The sequence below is a fragment of the Kitasatospora sp. NPDC054795 genome (assembly GCF_053611565.1).
In genome coordinates this window covers 1-17,652 of sequence record NZ_JBSHAP010000089.1, presented here as the reverse complement: position 1 = coordinate 17,652, position 17,652 = coordinate 1, and the positions used below count along the sequence as shown (strand labels likewise).

The following is a 17,652-nucleotide window of genomic DNA, read 5'->3' as shown; positions in this document are numbered from 1 at the left end:
GACCCGCACAGGAGAAAAGGGCCCGGCCCCGGGGAAGTCCCCCGGGGCCGGGCCCTGCGTCGTCGCCGTGCGGTCAGTCGCCGATCCCGGCGAGCTCCCGCAGCCGACGGGCCTGCGCCGCCCGTTCGGCCGAACGCTGCTCGTCGAAGGAGCGCCCGGCGGCCCCCTGCAGCAGGGCCTTGGTCTCGATCACCGCCCCGCGCGGAGCGGCCAGCAGGGCCGCCGCGAGGTCGCGGGCGGCCGCCTCCAGGTCCTCGCCCGACACGGCGAGGTTGGCCAGCCCGATCGCGGCGGCCTCCTCGGCACCCACCCAGCGGCCGGTCGCGCAGATCTCCAGTGCCCGCGCGTAGCCGACGAGCTCGGTGAGCGGCTTGGTGCCGGCCAGGTCCGGAACGAGGCCCAGCGAGGTCTCCTTCATCGCGAACTGGACGTCCTCAGCGACCACCCGCAGGTCGCAGCCGAGGGCCAGCTGAAAGCCCGCGCCGACGGCGTGGCCCTGGACCGCCGCGATGGAGATCAGGTCCGGACGGCGCCACCAGGTGAAGGCCTCCTGGTACGAGGCGATGGCGTCGTCCAGCTCCCGGTCGGTGGAGGCGGCGAGCTGGAGGAAGGTGGGCTCGCCCGGGATGCCCTCGGGGGTGAACATGGCCCGGTCCAGCCCGGCGGAGAAGGAGACCCCCTCCGCCCGCAGCAGCACCACCCGGACGCTGCCGGGCAGCTCGCGGCCGGCGTCGGTGAGGGCGCGCCAGAGCGCGGGCGACTGGGCGTTGCGCCGCTTGGGTCGGCACAGGGTGACGACGGCGAGTTCGCCCTCGATCTCCAGGCGGACGCCGTCCCGCTCCCAGCTCGGGGCCTGCGGGTCGATGGCGGGAGCGGTCATGCGGGGACCTCCGGTGGCGAGGGACTTGGCTACCGGAGAGTAACAAAACTGGACGCGCCTGGGCAGGGGCTCCGGCCCGGAGAGATCGACGGGGCCTGCGGCACTCCACAACGCCCCGCGAGGCGCGAATGCGAGGCGAGGCTCGGCTCGGCGAAGAGCGAAAGGGAAATGAACGGTATTGAAGAATGGGGGAAGGACCTCACCCCGGACATGACGATCGGCGGCCGGCTCGCACGGCTCGAGGGCGGACGCCCAGCTGACGGTCAGCTGTCGTCTCCTCGGCCGGCACCCTGCCGCCGCGTCATCCAGCCACTGGCTGACGAACCGTCAGGAACCGGCCCCGGCAGTCGCCTTGTTCTTGCCCCGCGTGGCACCGCCGCGGCCCCGGAGGATCACTCCGGACTCGCTCAGCATCCGGTGCACAAAGCCGTACGAACGACCGGTCTCCTCCGCGAGAGCGCGAATGCTCGCCCCGGAGTCGTACTTCTTCTTGAGATCGGCCGCGAGCTTCTCACGCGCGGCACCGGTCACCCGGCTGCCCTTTTTCAGAGTCTCGGCCACCCGTGCCTCCTCGTAGCGTTGCTCGGTCAGATTCCCATGATCACCCATCCACCGCGTCCTGGCCACCCATTCGACAAGGTCGATGTCGGAAATGCGTGGTCCTTCGGTGGTGATCCGAGCGCATCAGGGCGCTCACGCAGAGTGCACGCCCCCTGGCGGATCCGGCCGTTCGCCAAGAAAGAGCTGATCAGCAACGTCGGCCCGACCACGATCGAGTGGCGGGCCGACGGAAAGTCCTTAAACGGAATCCGGGTCTACTTCATTCCCGGACACGCCGAAAGGACTAGATATTCTCATCCGAAAAGCGGATCTCGCGTCTACTTCTGGTCAGGCCAAGGAGACCAGATCGGCGTAGGACGGGTTCCAGAGGTCCTCCACGCCGTCCGGCAGCAGGATGATCCGCTCCGGGTCGAGCGCCTCGACCGCGCCCTCGTCGTGGGTGACCAGCACGACCGCGCCGGAGAACTCGCGCAGCGCGCCCAGGATCTCCTCGCGGCTGGCCGGGTCGAGGTTGTTGGTGGGCTCGTCGAGCAGCAGCACGTTGGCGGAGGAGACCACCAGGGTGGCCAGCGCCAGACGGGTCTTCTCGCCGCCGGAGAGCACCCCGGCCGGCTTGTCGACGTCGTCGCCGGAGAACAGGAAGGAACCGAGGATCTTGCGGATCTGCACCAGGTCGGTGTCGGGCGCGGCCGAGCGCATGTTCTCCAGCACGCTGCGCTCCGGGTCGAGCGTCTCGTGCTCCTGGGCGTAGTAGCCGATCTTCAGGCCGTGGCCCGGGATCACCTCGCCGGTGTCCGGCTGCTCCACTCCGGCCAGCATCCGCAGCAGGGTGGTCTTGCCGGCGCCGTTGAAGCCCAGCACGACGACCCGGGAACCGCGGTCGATCGCCAGGTCGACGTCGGTGAAGATCTCCAGCGAGCCGTAGGACTTGGACAGGCCGCTGGCGGTCAGCGGGGTCTTGCCGCAGGGGGCCGGCTCCGGGAAGCGCAGCTTGGCGACCTTGTCGTTCACCCGGACCTGCTCCAGACCGGAGAGCAGCTTGTCGGCGCGGCGGGCCATGTTCTGCGCGGCCACCGTCTTGGTCGCCTTGGCCCGCATCTTGTCGGCCTGGGCGTTGAGGGTCGCGGCCTTCTTCTCGGCGTTGGCCCGCTCGCGCTTGCGGCGCTTCTCGTCGTCCTCGCGCTGCTGCTGGTACTGCTTCCAGCCCATGTTGTAGACGTCGATGCAGGAGCGGTTGGCGTCCAGGTAGAAGACCTTGTTGACGACCGTCTCGACCAGGTCGACGTCGTGCGAGATGACGATGAAGCCGCCCTTGTAGGTCTTCAGGAAGTCCCGCAGCCAGACGATCGAGTCCGCGTCCAGGTGGTTGGTGGGCTCGTCGAGGAGCAGCACGTCGGAGTCCGAGAAGAGGATCCGGGCCAGCTCGACCCGGCGGCGCTGACCGCCGGAGAGGGTGTGCAGGGGCTGGCCGAGGATGCGGTCCGGCAGGCCCAGCGCGGCGGCGATGGTGGCGGCCTCGGCCTCGGCGGCGTACCCGCCCTTGGTGAGGAACTCGGTCTCCAGCCGGGCGTACTTCTTCATCGCGTTGTCCCGGGTGGCGCCCTTGCCGTTGGCCATCCGCTCCTCGTTCTCGCGCATCTTCTTCAGCACGGTGTCGAGGCCGCGGGCCGAGAGGATGCGGTCCTTGGCGAGGACCTCCAGGTCACCGGTGCGCGGGTCCTGCGGGAGGTAGCCGACCTCGCCCGAACGGGTGACGGTACCGGCGGCGGGCAGGCCCTCGCCCGCCAGCACCTTGGTGAGCGTGGTCTTGCCGGCGCCGTTGCGGCCGACCAGACCGATCCGGTCGCCGGCGGCGACCTTGAAGTTCGCGGACTCGATCAGGATCCGGGCACCGGCACGCAGTTCGAGGGCGTTGGCGGAAATCATGGCTGGGAGCTGCTCCTGGGACGTGGGCGGGCGGCCGGGCAGGACTGACCCGGGGCCGGGTTGGCGTGAGGGGGACTTCATCGGCGGTCGGCGCGGCCCTCCTGGCGCCGCCGCCCGCTATTGCCCGGAGAAAATAGCCATGGCGGCAAGTCTACCGGGCCCCGTGTCACCCTCGGAGGCGTACCGGCCCGGGGTATCCGGCGGCCTGCCGCCCGCCCGTTCCGGGGCTGAAGGCCGTCGTCCGCGGGTCGTCCCCGTTACTGCGGCTGCGCGCCCGACCGGTCCCCCGCGGGCGCCGGGGCGTCCGGCGCGGTACCGGTGGGCGCCGGGTCGCCCACGGCCGGGTTCGCCGCCGGGTCGCCCACGGCCGGGTTCGCCGCCGGGTCGCCCACGGCCGGGTTCGCCGCCGGGTCCGCCGCGCAGCCGCCCTGCGGACGGACCGCCGCGAACGGCGCGTCCACGCTGCCGCAGGCCGTCTCGGGCGCGGCCGCCTTGGTGTCGAACACCTTGGGCGGGACGATCGGGCCGTCGGTGATCTCCACCCGGCTGCGGTCCAGCACCTTGACCGTGGCGGTCGGACCGGCGTTCATCGCCCAGCCGTTGCTGTCCAGCCGGTAGCCGGTGATGCCGCCGGAGACGGCCTGCCCACTGCTGTTGGTGCAGGTGCGCGGGATGAGCACGGCGTAGTCGGTGTGGACGGCGCGCAGCGGGTCGTAGACGCAGCTGCCGGAGGGCTTGTCGTTGTAGCGCAGGTCGCCGTCGGCGTCGCGCAGGCCCATGGTCAGGTTCGGGGTGACCAGGGCCAGCCAGGGCGAGCCGTCCCGCTGGACGGTGTGCAGCGCGGCCGCGGCCCGCTGCTTGGCGAGCGCCTTGCGCTGGGCGTCGGTCCGCTTGTCGGCGCCGGGCTCGCCGTCGCCGTGCAGCCAGTCGGCCAGGCCCGGCACCGCACGGTGCCAGCGCACCTCGTGGTCGCCGGGGCGCACCGAGGTGACCATGCCGTCGTCCCAGACCACGATCGCGTTGTCGCCGGCCATCGCCAGGTAGAGCGCCTCGGCGCCCTCGCGGCGGTAGGACCAGGCCTGCTCGCCGGTCCGCTTGTGGAAGGCCTCCAGGCCGGGGCCCACCCGCAGGTCGAGGTCGGCCGAGCTGAGCGACTCGGAGTTCACCGGTGTAGCCCCGGCGTCGCCCGGTCCCGCGACCCGGTCGCCGAACGGCACCGGCTTGTTCGCGTGCGCCGCCGCTCCGGCCGCAAGGACCAGCATCACCGCCGAGGCAGGCAGGATCGAGCGGGGGGTCAGTACACGCAGCGGCTTCCAGGACACGGCCGGAGCGTACCTTTCACCGGGCACGCGAGTCAGCCCGGTTCCGCCGCCGCCGTGTCCCGCCGGGCGTCCGCCCGGCCCCGCGCGCCCTTCCCGCACGTCCACCCGCCCACCTGCGCCGTCGGGGTTCCGGCCGCCGCGCCGGGCGTTGCGGAGCGGGCCTCGGGGGCCCGACAGGACCGTTACCAAGCTGATACATGACCGCGGGTCGCCGGTCTTTGTGGCAGACGGCGTTCGATCGGCGCCCACTTTAGGGTGACATTCGGCTTTTTCGTCCCCCTTCGGGCCTACTGTCGGCGAGCGGGGCGCCACGGTCCGTCCACGCCGAGACCGTGCGCCCCGCCCACGCGACGTCCGGAGGAGAGCACCATGCGAATCGGCCGCCTGACGCTGGCCGCCGCCACCCTGCTGCTGATGGCCACGGCCAGCGTCCCGGCCGGGACGCCGTTCAGCCAGACCGAACGGCACGCCCTCTCCTCGGGGGCCGTCGAGCCCCGCGGCGCGGCCCCCCGCCCGCCGGTCCAGCGGCCGAACCACGAGCCGCCGTTCGGTGCCTTCGTCGGTTCCTGGGACGACTACATCCCGCAGATCGGCCGGTACGCGCAGTGGCTGGGCAACGCGAACATGCAGGTCGGCCACACCTATCTGGCGGGCAACGGCTGGAGCGACATCGAGGGCGAGCCGATGGTGCTCGGTCTGTGGTCGCAGTGGCGGCAGGCCGATCCGTCCCGGCTGCTGGTGCTCGGGGTGCCGATGCTGGTGCCCAGCGAGGCGAAGGTGCCGGACGGCGAGGTCGCCGACCTGCTGGCCCAGGGGGCGCGCGGGGACTTCGACGGGCACTTCCTCAAGCTCGCGCGCCGGCTGGTCGCGCTGGGCGGCGCGGACACCGTGCTCACGCTCGGCTGGGAGATGAACGGCACCACCTACACCCACCGCTGCAAGCCCGACCCGGCCGCGTGGAAGACGTACTGGCGGCGGATCGTCGGGGTGATGCGCTCGGTGCCCGGGCAGCGGTTCCGCTTCGACTTCGCCCCCAGCCGGGGCCTGGACGCCGTCCCGTGGACCAAGTGCTACCCCGGTGACGACGTGGTCGACATCATCGGCATGGACAACTACGACCAGCCGGCGGGCGGCACCTTCGACGACTACGTGCGCGAGCCGTACGGCCTCCAGGACCAGGTGGAGTTCGCCGCCAAGCGCGGCAAGCCGGTCTCGTACCCGGAGTGGGGGCTGTTCCGCAACGGCGACAACCCCGAGTTCGTGCAGCGGATGGTCGACTGGATCCGCACCCACGACACCGCCTACCAGACCGTCACCGACTACTGTCCGCACGGCTTCTTCCAGTGCGAGCGCAATCCGCGCTCGGCGGCCACGTTCAAACAGCTGATGGCCGGTTCGAAGGGGGCGCCGGCGGAGGCACCGGCCCCGCCGGTCGCCCCGGCGGCGACGGACGTGCCCCCGGCGCAGGGCCCGCCCAGCCCGCCGGACCCGCCCGCCGTGCCGGCCGCGCCCGCCGTGCCCGGGGGCGGCACCGCACCGAGCAGGACAGCGGGCCCGTCGGCCCGTCCCGCGAAGGGCAAGTCGACGGGCCGGCCGACGGGCGCGCCGCACGCCCGGCACTGAGCGCTCAGCTGCGGCGGCGGGCCAGCAGCGCTTCCTTGAGCCGGGGGAAGCGGGTGCGCAGCTGGTGCGCCGCCGCCTGCCGGGCCCGCACCGCCCCGGCGCGGACGGCCGCCGCCGGCGCCGCCCCCGCCGGGCCGAGCAGCAGCCGGTGGTTGGACAGCTGGTCCGGCCGCCAGCGCTGCTTGTACGGCTCCTGGCCGCGCAGCAGCCCGAGCAGTGGAACGCCCGCGCCGACCGTCTCGTCCAGCGCCGCGCTGAACAGCAGCCCGGCGATGTCCAGCCGCTCGCGCAGCACCGGGTGCGCCCCGTACATGTACAGGCCGCCGAAGGACGGGCAGAGCAGGAGCAGGTTCACCGCGACCAGCTGGCCGTCCAGGTGGAACTGGTGGACGGTGGCCCTGCCGGAGGCGACCAGTCCGGTGGTGGACTCGGTCAGGTGCCTGGCGAACCGCTCGGTGCGGTGCTCGGGCGTGACGCCGCGCGCCTGCCACTGCAGGAAGTGCAGCCGCAGCAGCCCGTCCAGTGCCTGCGGCACCTCGGCCGCCGGGGTGGAGCGGACCGTCACCCCGGCCTCGGCGATCTTGCGGAGCTTCACCCGGCTGCGCTGGGCGGTCTTGCCTGGCACCCGCTTGAGCAGCCGGTCCATCGGGACGGCCGGCAGGTACTGGCAGAGCGAGTCCCGGTAGCGGCGGCGACTGCCGCGCCAGTGCGCGTACACCCGCTGCACCGCCGCCTCGGGGTGCACCTCGCGCAGTTCCAGCCAGTGCCAGGGGCGGGTGAGCGGGAGCGCGGCGGCGAACTCGGCGGCGGCCCGGTCGGCGCACTCGTCGTCGAGCAGGACGTCGGTGTAGTCGACCAGTCCGCCGCCGAGGCCGGTCAGGCCGCCGAACGGTCCGCCGCGGCGCACGAAGGCGCCCGCGCCGACCAGTCGGCCGTCCCGGCGGACCAGCACCACGAGCAGGCTGCCGGGGCGGCCGTAGTGGCGCCACCAGGAGCGCTGCCAGTCGGCGGCCTGGAAGAAGGTCGCGGTCCGGCAGCGGCCGGCCAGGTCGTCCCACTCCTCGGCGAAGAGGTCCAGGGCGTCGTCCTCGCCGTGGAGCTCGGTGGTCCAGGTCGGCGCCGTCGCCTGGGCGGGCAGGCTGCTTCTGCGGGTTTCGGTGCTCATCGTGCGCTCCCGGCCGGCGCCTTGGCCTGGGTGGCGGGCCGGTCCTCGACGGCGGGGGCCTGCTCCTCGACGGCGGAGGGCTGTTCCTCCGCCGCGAGGGTCCGGTCCTCGGCCGGGGGCTGCTCCGCCACCGCGGGCCCGGCGCCGGGCTTCCTGGCGGGCTTCCCGACGGGCTTCTTCTCGGCCTTCGCACTCCCCTTCTTCACGCTCTCGGCCTTCACGCTCGCGGTCCTCACGCTCCCGGCCTTCGCCCCTTCGGCCTCGGCGCCGGGCGCGGGCGCGGGCGCGGAGTCGCCACCGGACTCGGTCCTGGCCTTGGCCGGCTCCTCGCGGCGCGGGCGCGGCGTCGTCGGGACCGCCAACGGCGCGGAGGCGGCGGAGGCCTCCGATCCCTCCGATCCCTCCGATCCCTGTGCGGCCTGCGCGGCCTGCGCCGCCTGCGATGCCCGCGCGGCCCGCAGGACCCGCGGCATCTCGGCACTCCCGGCGGCCTCCGGCGTCCCCGCGCCGCCCCGGCGGCGGTTCATCATCACCAGGGCGCCCAGCAGCAGCCCGGCCGCGCCGCCGACCGCGACGTCCAGCTTCCCGGAGGGCGTGGTCGGCCTGTCCGGCGCGGCGGCCGGGGACAGCGTCACCAGCCGGACGTTGGTGTCCTTGCTGCTGGTGTTGGCGAAGGCGACCAGCGAGCGGGCCACCGCGTCGGCGGTCCGGGCGGCCTCCTGGGGGAGCCGCCCGGTGCCGGTGAGCTCGATCATCGGGGCGTCCGGCGAGGTCGTCCCGTGCACCAGGGACTCCAGCTCGGACCGGGTGCGGCCGGTCTCCGCGGCCGCGACCGCGAGCACCTGCGGCTGACCGGCCAGCCGGCCGTACGCCTGGGCGAAGTTGGTCGCGATCGCGGCTTCCCCGGGGTTCTGCGCGACCACGAGGACGTAGGCGTTGGCGGCGTACGACGGCGGCGAGACGACGGCGTACCCGGCGCCGGCCGCGGCGCCCAGCGGTACCGCCAGCACCACCGGCCACCAGCGGCGGACCAGGCGACGGGCGCTTCGGCGCGGTGTGGTCATGGGTCTTGCTCCTTGGGTCTGGTACGGCGGTTCCGGCGGTGGCGGGCGGTCAGACGCGGGCCAGCCGGTCGTAGAGGGCGCCCAGGTCGGCGGCGACCCGGGCGATGTCGTAGTGGCCGACGGCCGGGGGGTGCGGCAGCGGGTCGGCGATGTGCCCGCTGAGCGGCCGCAGGTCGCGCAGCGCGGCGGTGTAGGCGGCCGGCTCGGAGGGGATGCGGCGGGCCTGCGGGGCGGCGCTGGGCGGCAGTTCGTCGAGCGCCGGGCAGGCGCTGTGGCGCACCGGCAGTCCGGCCGCGAGGCCCTCCAGGACGCCGAGGCCGAAGGTCTCCGCGTTGGAGGGGGCGGCCAGCACGTCCAGGGCGGCCAGCAGTTCGGGCACGTCGTCGCGCTCGCCGGTGAGCACCAGTCGCTCCCGCACGCCGAGTTCCTCGGCCCGGCGCTCCAGCGCGGCGCGTTCCGGGCCCTCGCCGACCAGCACCAGCCGGGTGGCCGGGTCGAGTCCGGGGAGCGCCTCGACCAGCACCTCGAAGCGCTTGCCGGGCACCAGCCGGCCCACCCCGCCGACCGCCCAACTCCCCTGCGGCAGACCGATTTCGGCCCGCACCCGACGGCGGGCGGCGGCCCGCTCGGCGGGCGGGAGGCGGTAGCGGGAGGTGTCGATGCCGTTCGGGATCAGCTCGATCCGGGCCGGCGGGACGCCCCAGGAACGCAGTGTCTGGGCGACCTGCCGGGAGACCGCGACGGTGGTGCTGCCGAGCCGTTCGGCCGCCAGGTAGAGGCCCTTGACGCCCCGGGTGACCGGGCGGCCCTCGATCACCCCGGCGTGCAGCGAGTGCTCGGTGGAGACCACCGCGCGCACCCCGGCCAGCCGGGCGGCCAGCCGGCCGTACAGCTGCGCCCGGTAGAGGTGGGTGTGCACCAGGTCGTAGCGGCCGGCCCGGACCAGCCGGACCAGCCGGGGCAGCGCGCCGAGGTCCCGGTTGCCGCGCATGCCGAGGTGGTGGACGGTGACGCCGTCGGAGCGCAGCGCGGCGGCGACCGCCCCCGGGTTGGTCAGGGCGAGCACCTCGCACTGCTGGTGCGCCGGCAGGTGCCGCAGCAGCAGGTGGAGCTGGCGCTCCGCGCCGCCCGCGGCGAGTCCGGTGACGATGTGCAGCACCCTCATGGCCGCGCCTCCCGGCGGTCGTGGCGCAGCCCGGTGACGGCGTCGCGCAGCCGGTGCCGGCCCTGCTTGGCCCGCAGCCGCCAGGCGCCGTCGCGGTCGCCGACGTAGCAGCGGGGCAGGGCGAAGCGGCCGGTGAGCGGGGAGTGCGCGATGGCGCAGGCGTGGTCGTACCCGGCGTCGCGCACCGCCAGGGCGGCGGGCAGGTCGACGGCGCCGTACGGGTAGCAGAACCCGGTGACCGGGCCGCCGACGGCCTCCTCCAGCAGGCGCCGGCTCTCCCGGGCCTGGACGGCGAGGGCCTCGGCGGGCAGGCCCGGCAGCGGCCGGTGGCCGAGGCCGTGCGAGCCGATCTCCCAGCCCGCGGCGGCGAGTTCGGTGACCTCCTGGACGGTGAGCAGCTTCTTGCGCGGGCCGTCGGTGTCCCAGTCGTTGTCCCGGCCGAGCAGGTCGGCGACCACGTACGCGGTGGCGGTGAAGCCGTACGCCCGGAGGATCGGCACCGCGTACCGGGCGAAGTCGGCGTAGCCGTCGTCGAAGGTGAGGCCGACCAGCCTGTCGTCCCGGCCGAGGGCGCGGGCCCGCATCAGCTCGCGGACGGAGACGCCGCGCCGGCCGCGCCGGTGCAGCCAGGCGATCTGTTCGGCGAACCGCTCGGGGCTGACGGTGAGCCGGTAGGGGTCCTCCGTCTCGACCGCCACCGAGTGGTACATCAGGATCCACGGCGAGGCGGAGCCGGGGATCGGCGGTTCACCGACCGGGTGGCGGCTCCTGGGCAGTCGTGCCCGCTGCGGCGGTGCGCCGCTGACGCTCGCCCGGGCCGAACGGACGGTGCCCCGTTCATTGTCCATCGGGACGCTTCCCTTCTTCGGCGGCGGTTGGCGGGTTCCGGACGGGCCCGAGCGCCCGGGCGGCGGCGAGGACCGGGCCGCGCACCTCGCGGGCGCCGAGCCCGGTGCCGAGGGCCGCGAAGGCCAGCACGACGGTGAGGCCCCCGAGGAGGGTCGAGAGCAGGGGGTCGGCGGTCGGTCCGGCGACGGCGGCGCCGAGCACGGCGGCCCCGGCGGCGGCGGCCACCAGCCGGCCGTGGCCGCCGAGCACCCGGCGCAGCCGCAGCGGGATGCCGCGCAGCACCAGGCCGTGCAGCAGCAGGGCGGCGGTGGCGGTGATGCCGGCCGCGTTGCCGGCGGCCAGCCCCAGGGCGCCGAAGCGGGGCGTGGCGAGCAGGCCGGTGGCGACGGTGACGCCGAGGCCGAGCACCATCGCGGCGGCCGGGTACCAGTCCAGCAGTCGGCGGCGGCCGTCCTCGCTGCCCGGGTCGTCGGCCCGGCGGACCACCGGGCGCAGCGAGAAGTAGGGGCGGATCATCACGCCGGTCAGCGCCTGGGCGGGCAGGCCGAAGCTGTACACCCGGATGACGTCGGCGGTGGCGGCGGTGTCGTGCGGGCCGAAGGCGCCGCGTTCGAACAGCAGCGAGACCACCGAGGGGGCGCAGGCCATCAGGAAGGCGGTGCCGAGCAGGACGACGGCCGCCGCCTGGCCGAGGTCCTTCTCCACCCGCTCGCGAGCGGCGGTGAGGTCCCCGGCGGCGAGCGCCCGGGCGACCAGCGGGAAGGTGACGGTGCAGATCAGGAGACCCGCCGTCATGGCGAGCTGGGAGACCTTGGCGGCGTAGTTGAGGTGCGAGATGGTGCCGGGCGGCAGCGCCGAGCCGAGGTAGCGCTCGACGAAGACCTGGGACTGGCGGGTGAGGGTGAAGGCGGCCACCGGCAGCAGGGCCAGCGGCATCAGCACCAGGGCCCGGCGCGAGCGGCGGCCGCGGCCGGTGTCGGGCGGGCCCTGGCGCAGCCGGCGCAGGAAGGGGCCGACCAGCAGACCGGCCATCAGCAGGCTGCCGGCCGCGACGCCGAGGGCGGCGGAGCGCACCCCGAGGTAGGCGTGGAGGCAGAGCAGGACGGCGAGGATGCCGAGGTTGTAGGCGACGTAGATGCCGGCCGGGGCGGGGAAGCGGTGGTGGGCGCGCAGCGCGGCGGCCAGGTAGCCGGCCACGCCGAAGGGCAGCACGGTGATCGCGGTGATCCGGGTGCAGGTGACGGCCAGGGCGGGGTCGGTGAGGCCGGGGGCGAGCAGGTCGACCAGTTCCGGGGCGCCCAGGACGACGGCCAGGGCGAGGCCGCCGAGCGCGATCAGCAGCCAGGGCAGGGTGGCGCGGACCAGCTGGCGGACCGGGTCGGGGGCGTCCGGGTCCTCCTCGCGCAGCACCAGGGCGAGGGCGAAGGCGGGCACCATGAGGAAGGACATGGCGTCCTCGATCAGCAGCGGTGCGGCGGTCTCGGGGACGGTCCAGGCGACCAGGAAGGCGTCGGTGCCCTGGTTGGCGCCGAAGTAGCGGGCCAGCAGGAGGTCGCGCAGCAGGCCGAGGCCGGAGCCGGCGGCGCTGAGGACGGCGGTGATGCCGAAGGCCTTGGCGAGGAAGCCGCGCCGGGGGGCCGGGAGGGGCTCGGCGGGCGGGTCCTCGCCGGTGGCGCCGCGGGGGGCCGGGAGGGAGGGGACGACGGCGGCGGGCGGGTCGGTGGTCACCGGGCCGCTCCGGTGGCCACCGGGCCGGTGGCGGGACGTTCGGGTCGGTGGGCGGCCGCGCGGGCGGCGAGGCCGAGGACGACGGAGGTCAGCACGGTGGTGGCGCCGCCGATGTCCGCGTACAGGAAGTCGACCAGCACCCAGGTGAGCAGGGCGAGTGCGGCGAGCCCGGGGCCGTGGCGGTGGCGCAGGCAGCCGGTCAGCAGGGCGAGGAAGAGCGCGGCGTAGGCGGTGACGCCGATCAGGCCCTGCTCGCTCAGCACCAGGAGGTACATGTTGTGCGGGGAGAGCAGCGGTTCGCGCTGGAAGCCGATGGTGGCGTCGGCGGCGTCGCTGCCGGAGGACAGCCGCAGCGGGGCGTGGCTGTCGCGCAGTTGCTGGAAGGCCTTGGGTCCGGCGCCGTGCACGGGGTGGTCCTGCCAGATCCGTCCGGCGGTGGACCAGAGGTCGTACCGGTCGGAGACGGACTGGTCGGGGGCGGCGGAGACGGAGCCGATCGAGCTGAGCCGCTTGGTGACGCCGGAGCCGCCGAGGCCGAGGCCGCCGACCAGGACGACCGCGGCGGCCAGACCGAGGACCGCGGCACGCACCAGCAGCCGGGCGTCGACGCGCAGCAGCAGCACGGTGGCGGCGAGGCCGGTGGCGATCCAGCTGCCGCGGCTGAAGGAGACGGCCAGCGGGAAGGCGAGGAAGGCGGCGGCAGCGAACATCGCGCGGCGCAGCCGGGCGTTGCCGTCGGGGCCGCGCTCGGCGAGGCCGAGCGCGAGGGCGGCGAGCAGCCCGTAGCTGACCACGCTGGACATCGCCATGATGTCGAGGGCGCCGAAGGTCCCGACGGCCCGGATCGGCTGGCCGGTGTAGGAGGCGCCGGTGTGGGTGAGGTACTGCTTGGCACCGACCACGCCCTGGATCAGTGCGGCGAGCACGAAGGAGCCGAGGACCAGGCGCTGGTCGGTGCGGTCGCGCAGGGAGCAGAGGACGGCGGCGGGGACCAGGACGAACACCTGGGTGAGGCGGACGAAGCCGGTGGCGCTCGCGGCGGGGTCGATCGAGCCGACGGTGGCGACGGCGGCGGCGACCACGACCGCGCCGAACAGGGCGCAGGCGGTGCGGCTGATCGCGGGAAGGCGTCCGCGCAGCAGGTCGAGCGCGGTGAGGGCGACCAGGGCCAGCGAGGCGAGGTCGGCGGCGGTGATGTGGACGGCGGCGGCGACGTCCTTCTGCCCGGTGGGCACGCAGACCAGCAGGACGGTGGCGGCGGCCAGCGGGCTGGTGCGCTGTGCGAGCGCGGGCAGGGCCCCGCGTAAGACCGGGCGGTGGAGGGCGGGGAGGGTCAGGGCCACGCGGGGTCAGCTCCCGTCCGGGTGGAGCATCAGGGTCGCGGTGCGGCACAGGATCTTGACGTCCTGCCAGAGGCTCCAGCTCTCGATGTAGCGGTTGTCGAAGCGGGCCCGGTCCTCGATGGAGGTGTCCCCGCGCAGACCGTTGACCTGGGCCAGGCCGGTGAGGCCGACCGGGACCCGGTGGCGGTCGGCGTACTCGGGGTAGGCCTGGCCGAACCTCATGACGAAGTAGGGCCGTTCGGGACGCGGGCCGACCAGGCTCATGTCGCCGCGCAGGACGTTCCACAGCTGGGGCAGCTCGTCCAGCGAGCTCTTGCGCAGCAGCCGGCCGACGGTGCCCATCCGGTGGTCCTGGGAGATGTTCCAGCGGGTGGCGGACTCGTGCTCGTTGCTCGGGCGCAGGGTACGGAACTTGAGGACGGTGAAGACCCTGCCGTCCAGGCCGGTGCGCTGCTGGCGGAAGAGCACGCCGGGGCCGGTGTCGAAGCGGACGGCGAGCGCGCAGAGCACCAGGACGGGGGCGAGCAGCAGCAGGCCGACGGTGGCGGCGGTGACGTCCAGGGCGCGCTTGACGGCCCAGCCGGGGCGGCGCCGCGCGGGACGGCCGACCCGCAGACAGGGGAAGCCCCACAGGTGGTCGCCGCCGGTGACCGGGGTGGCGGGCAGCGAGCCGTACTCGCGCAGCGCGGGCACCAGCCAGACCTGGCAGCCGAGCCGGGCGGCGTCGCGCAGGGTGGCGGCGGTCTCGGCCTCGTCGGCGGCGCCGGCGGTGGCGACCACGTGCTGGACGCCGTGCCGGCGCACTTCGCGCTCCAGTGCCTCGCGGCCGCCGAGGACGGGCAGGTCGGTGCCGCCGGGCAGCAGCGGGGGGTCGGCGTCGAGGAAGCCGACCGGGCGCATCCCGTACTCGCCGTGCTCGCGCAGGGCGGTGGCGACCCGGCGGCCGAGCCGGCCGGCGCCGAGCACCAGGACGGGGCTGGGGCGGCTGCGGCGGATCCGCCGGACCAGGTGGTAGAGGACGGCGCGGCCGACGGCGGCGATCAGCAGCTGGGCGCCGAGCAGGACGGTGAGCCGGGCGGGGCCGGCCGGGCCGCAGTCGGGCCAGCGGCCGTCGAGGCAGCCGGACAGGGTGACGGCGAAGGCGGTGGCGACCACGGCCCGGGCGGTGAGGGCGGGCAGTTCGTCCAGGACGGAGAGGGTGAGCCGGGAGCGGTAGAGGCCGCCGGCCAGGTTGAGCAGGAGCAGCAGGGGCAGGACGGCGGGGACGCCGAGAAGGGGGTCGAGCGGGGCGGCGGGGTCGACGGCGTGGTTGGCGATGCCGCCGGCGGAGCACAGCGCGATGATGTCGGCCTGGACCAGGGCGAGCGACAGGGCCAGCCGGGAGCGGACCGCCCCGCGGGGCCGGCGCGGCGACGTGACCACCCCAGGGCGCGCCGCTCCCGCCGGCCGGTCGAGCAGCCCGGTACCGGGCCGGCGGGGACCGGAGAGGGGCCCTCCCGAGCGCGGCACACTGTCGTGGTCAATGGTCATCAGCGCACGATCTCCCCTGCTGTGTGCCCGGGGTGACGGTGCCCCGGCACCGGCTGGCGCGGGGCTGCCGTCCCGGCCCGGTGGGCGCGGTCCTGACAGCGCCTGCTGCCGCTGGCGGCTTCCGGATGTCCGGTGGCGGGGCCGATTGCGAAGGAACCGGTCACGAAGGAGTCGGTCGCACGGAGCTCAGCCGTGAATTCGCGGCATGAAATCTGAACGAAGCAGGCAAAATCCGACAATACAGAACCGGGCGGTACGGAGCGGAAGTTGACTTGCCGATTCATTCCAGCCGCCCATTAATAGGTATTTCGGATTTAATGCCTGGCCTCCGCATCCAATCGAGGGTGCGAATACGACAACACCGGAAACGGCGGGCATTCACGGCATGTGAAACGATCAGATCCGCTCCGGGACACGGGCCCGGCGCCGCCCCGACGCCGGTCCCGCACCCAGCAGGTGACGGTAGAGAACGTCCACCTGTTCGACCACGGTGCGCACGTCGTGCCGACCGATCACGTGGTCGCGCAACCGGGCACCGCGTCGCTCGCATTCGATCGAATCGGTCAGCGCGTCCCCCATTCGGGTGGCAAGGGCCCGCGCGTCCTCGGGCGGGACCACCGCCTGCGCGAGCTCGGACGGCGGCAGGCACTCCCGGGCACCGGGCACATCGGTCAGCAGCACCGGACGGGCGGCCGCCATCGCCTCCAGCGGGGCCAGCGCCATCCCCTCCCAGCGCGAGGGCAGCACCACCAGATCGGCCGCCGCCAGCCACGGGCGCGGATCCGGCACGTCCCCGACCAGCCGGATCCGGGCGGGCTCGGCGGTCTGCCGGACCAGCTCCGCCACCCGCTGCTCCTCCGGCCCGCCGCCGACCAGCGCCAGCCGGGCCCGCGGCACCCGGCGCAGCACCTCCGGCCAGGCGGCCAGCAGCACGTCCTGGCCCTTCTGCCGGCACAGCCGCCCGACGCACACCGCGAGCGGGGCGTCCAGGTCCAGACCGAGCGCGATCCGGGCGGCGCGGCGGTCGGCGGGCGCGTAGTGGCGCAGGTCCACGCCGTTGGGCACCACCGCCCAGTCGGCGTGCACCCCCGCCGCCACGCCGTCGGCCCGCTCCTGGACGCTGACGCACAGCACCCGGTGCGCCCAGCGGGTCGCGAACCGCTCCCAGCGCAGGGTGGCGGCGCCCAGCGCACCGTCGACGGCGGCGAACGACCAGGCGTGCGGCTGGAAGACGGTCGGCACCGTGCCGCGCACCGCGAGCCGGCCCGCCAGCCCGGCCTTGGCGCTGTGCAGGTGGACCACGTCGGGCGCCGCCGCCCGGACGATCCGGCGCAGCCGCCAGGCCTCGACGGGGGTGCCCGGCCCGGGCGAGCGCCGCGCGGGCCAGTCCTGGACCAGCGCGCCCACCGCAGCGGCCTCCCCGGCCAGCCGCCCGCCGCGCGGGCAGGCGACCATGACCCGGTGGCCGGCCTCCCGCTGACCCCTGACCAGATCGGCGACGACGCGGGCGACCCCGCCGTCCACCGGTTGTGAAATGTGAAGGATCGTCATATGCACGGCGGCGAGCCTAGGGTGGCTCGCCGGTTCCGGGCGGCCCTCGTCACCCGCAGGTGGCGGTTCGGCCACCCGTACGGCTTTCGGCTCGTACGGGAGACCGAAGCGCTCGAATCGGCAGGCGATTCGAGCGCTTCGATGGATCCACGCGCGCGAATCGCGCGGTTGGCGATTCCGGCGGGGCCCCGACGGCCGCGGCGGCCGCGGTGGTTCTCGGGAGGTCCCAGTGGACCGCCGGAAGGACCCGGCTGTCCCTGAGCGGGACCAGGGCTCAGGGCTCAGGGCCCAGCGCCCAGGGCTCAGGGCTCAGGGCTCAGGGCTCAGGGCTCAGCGGACCTCGGCGGCCAGGTTGGCCAGCACCTGGTCGTGGATCCGGTTGAGGCCCTTCGGGGCGAAGGTGCGCTCGAAGAAGCCGCCGATGCCGGTCGCGCCCTGCCAGGTGGCGGTCACGGTGACCTTGGAGCGGCCCTCGCCGACGGCCGAGACCGTCCAGGTGATCACCATGCTGGAGTTGGCGTCCTTCTCCACCAGCTGGTCGGGCTCGGGCGCGGAGACGGTGAAGAGGCAGTCGCGCACCCGCTTCTCGGTGGCCTGGAGCCGCCAGTGCACCTGGGTGCCGGCGCCGGTGCCGCCGACCCGCACCTCGTACTCGCTGTACTGCGCGGGCAGCAGCTTCGGGCGGGTCACCTGGTAGTCGGCCAGCGCCTCGTACACCCGCTCGGGGGCCGCGTCGTAGACCCGCTCGGTGGTGGCCTGCACCTGTCCCATGACCTTGCTCTCCTCATCCGGTGGGAACCGCTCTGTCCGGCAAGCCAATCACAGGCTCACGCCCGCGACGCGGCGGGATAGACACCTCACGCAGTCGAGGGGTCAAGTTGATCTCCGCAGGGCTTCGGATGACTCGAACACAGTTGATCTCCCCGGGGCCGGTGCTTGCGCTCG

Annotated in this window: 14 protein-coding genes; 1 reads left to right on the top strand and 13 read right to left on the bottom strand. The window is 74.6% G+C overall.

All coding sequences use genetic code 11. The features are described 5' to 3' along the window. Positions 1–73 precede the first annotated feature (73 nt). From ACWGJO_RS27975 to ACWGJO_RS27960, 4 genes are all read right to left on the bottom strand, one after another. Complete coding sequence (locus tag ACWGJO_RS27975; RefSeq protein WP_387685842.1) at positions 74–880, bottom strand: enoyl-CoA hydratase/isomerase family protein; 807 nt, start codon at positions 878–880, stop codon at positions 74–76. 327 nt (positions 881–1,207) lie between these two features. Then, the gene (locus ACWGJO_RS27970; RefSeq protein ID WP_030059940.1) at positions 1,208–1,441 is read right to left on the bottom strand and encodes a helix-turn-helix domain-containing protein; all 234 of its coding nucleotides are present in this window, start codon (positions 1,439–1,441) and stop codon (positions 1,208–1,210) included. Between the two features lie 327 nt (positions 1,442–1,768). Beyond that, positions 1,769–3,367: an ABC-F family ATP-binding cassette domain-containing protein gene (locus ACWGJO_RS27965; RefSeq protein WP_452187901.1), complete on the bottom strand. Its 1,599-nt coding sequence runs from the start codon at positions 3,365–3,367 to the stop codon at positions 1,769–1,771. Between the two features lie 257 nt (positions 3,368–3,624). Next, positions 3,625–4,689 carry a hypothetical protein gene (locus tag ACWGJO_RS27960; RefSeq protein ID WP_452187899.1) on the bottom strand — a complete coding sequence of 355 codons (1,065 nt, stop codon included), beginning with the start codon at positions 4,687–4,689 and terminating at the stop codon, positions 3,625–3,627. Between the two features lie 369 nt (positions 4,690–5,058). Between ACWGJO_RS27960 and ACWGJO_RS27955 the strand changes: the two genes are divergently transcribed. Beyond that, on the top strand, positions 5,059–6,312 hold the full coding sequence (locus tag ACWGJO_RS27955; protein WP_452187897.1) for a glycoside hydrolase family 26 protein: 1,254 nt from the start codon (positions 5,059–5,061) through the stop codon (positions 6,310–6,312). Positions 6,313–6,316: 4 nt separating this feature from the next. Here the strand turns inward: ACWGJO_RS27955 and ACWGJO_RS27950 are convergent, their stop codons facing one another. From ACWGJO_RS27950 to ACWGJO_RS27910, 9 genes are all read right to left on the bottom strand, one after another. Further along, positions 6,317–7,477: a GNAT family N-acetyltransferase gene (locus ACWGJO_RS27950; RefSeq protein ID WP_452187895.1), complete on the bottom strand. Its 1,161-nt coding sequence runs from the start codon at positions 7,475–7,477 to the stop codon at positions 6,317–6,319. Then, positions 7,474–8,541, bottom strand: a complete 1,068-nt coding sequence (locus ACWGJO_RS27945; RefSeq protein WP_452187893.1) for a Wzz/FepE/Etk N-terminal domain-containing protein — start codon at positions 8,539–8,541, stop codon at positions 7,474–7,476. The genes ACWGJO_RS27950 and ACWGJO_RS27945 overlap by 4 nt, the downstream gene beginning before the upstream one ends. A 49-nt stretch (positions 8,542–8,590) precedes the next feature. Beyond that, positions 8,591–9,706, bottom strand: a complete 1,116-nt coding sequence (locus tag ACWGJO_RS27940) for a glycosyltransferase (protein ID WP_452187891.1) — start codon at positions 9,704–9,706, stop codon at positions 8,591–8,593. After that, complete coding sequence (locus tag ACWGJO_RS27935; protein ID WP_452187889.1) at positions 9,703–10,554, bottom strand: polysaccharide deacetylase family protein; 852 nt, start codon at positions 10,552–10,554, stop codon at positions 9,703–9,705. The genes ACWGJO_RS27940 and ACWGJO_RS27935 overlap by 4 nt, the downstream gene beginning before the upstream one ends. Then, positions 10,544–12,283: a lipid II flippase MurJ gene (locus tag ACWGJO_RS27930; RefSeq protein WP_452187887.1), complete on the bottom strand. Its 1,740-nt coding sequence runs from the start codon at positions 12,281–12,283 to the stop codon at positions 10,544–10,546. The genes ACWGJO_RS27935 and ACWGJO_RS27930 overlap by 11 nt, the downstream gene beginning before the upstream one ends. Next, positions 12,280–13,626, bottom strand: coding sequence for an O-antigen ligase family protein (locus tag ACWGJO_RS27925; RefSeq protein ID WP_452187885.1), 1,347 nt, complete (start codon positions 13,624–13,626; stop codon positions 12,280–12,282). The genes ACWGJO_RS27930 and ACWGJO_RS27925 overlap by 4 nt, the downstream gene beginning before the upstream one ends. A gap of 6 nt (positions 13,627–13,632) precedes the next feature. Next, positions 13,633–15,156, bottom strand: a complete 1,524-nt coding sequence (locus tag ACWGJO_RS27920; protein WP_452187884.1) for a sugar transferase — start codon at positions 15,154–15,156, stop codon at positions 13,633–13,635. Between the two features lie 396 nt (positions 15,157–15,552). After that, complete coding sequence (locus ACWGJO_RS27915; RefSeq protein WP_452187882.1) at positions 15,553–16,707, bottom strand: glycosyltransferase; 1,155 nt, start codon at positions 16,705–16,707, stop codon at positions 15,553–15,555. A 330-nt stretch (positions 16,708–17,037) separates the two neighbouring features. Then, complete coding sequence (locus ACWGJO_RS27910) at positions 17,038–17,478, bottom strand: SRPBCC family protein (protein WP_359903353.1); 441 nt, start codon at positions 17,476–17,478, stop codon at positions 17,038–17,040. Between the last annotated feature and the right edge of the window lie 174 nt (positions 17,479–17,652).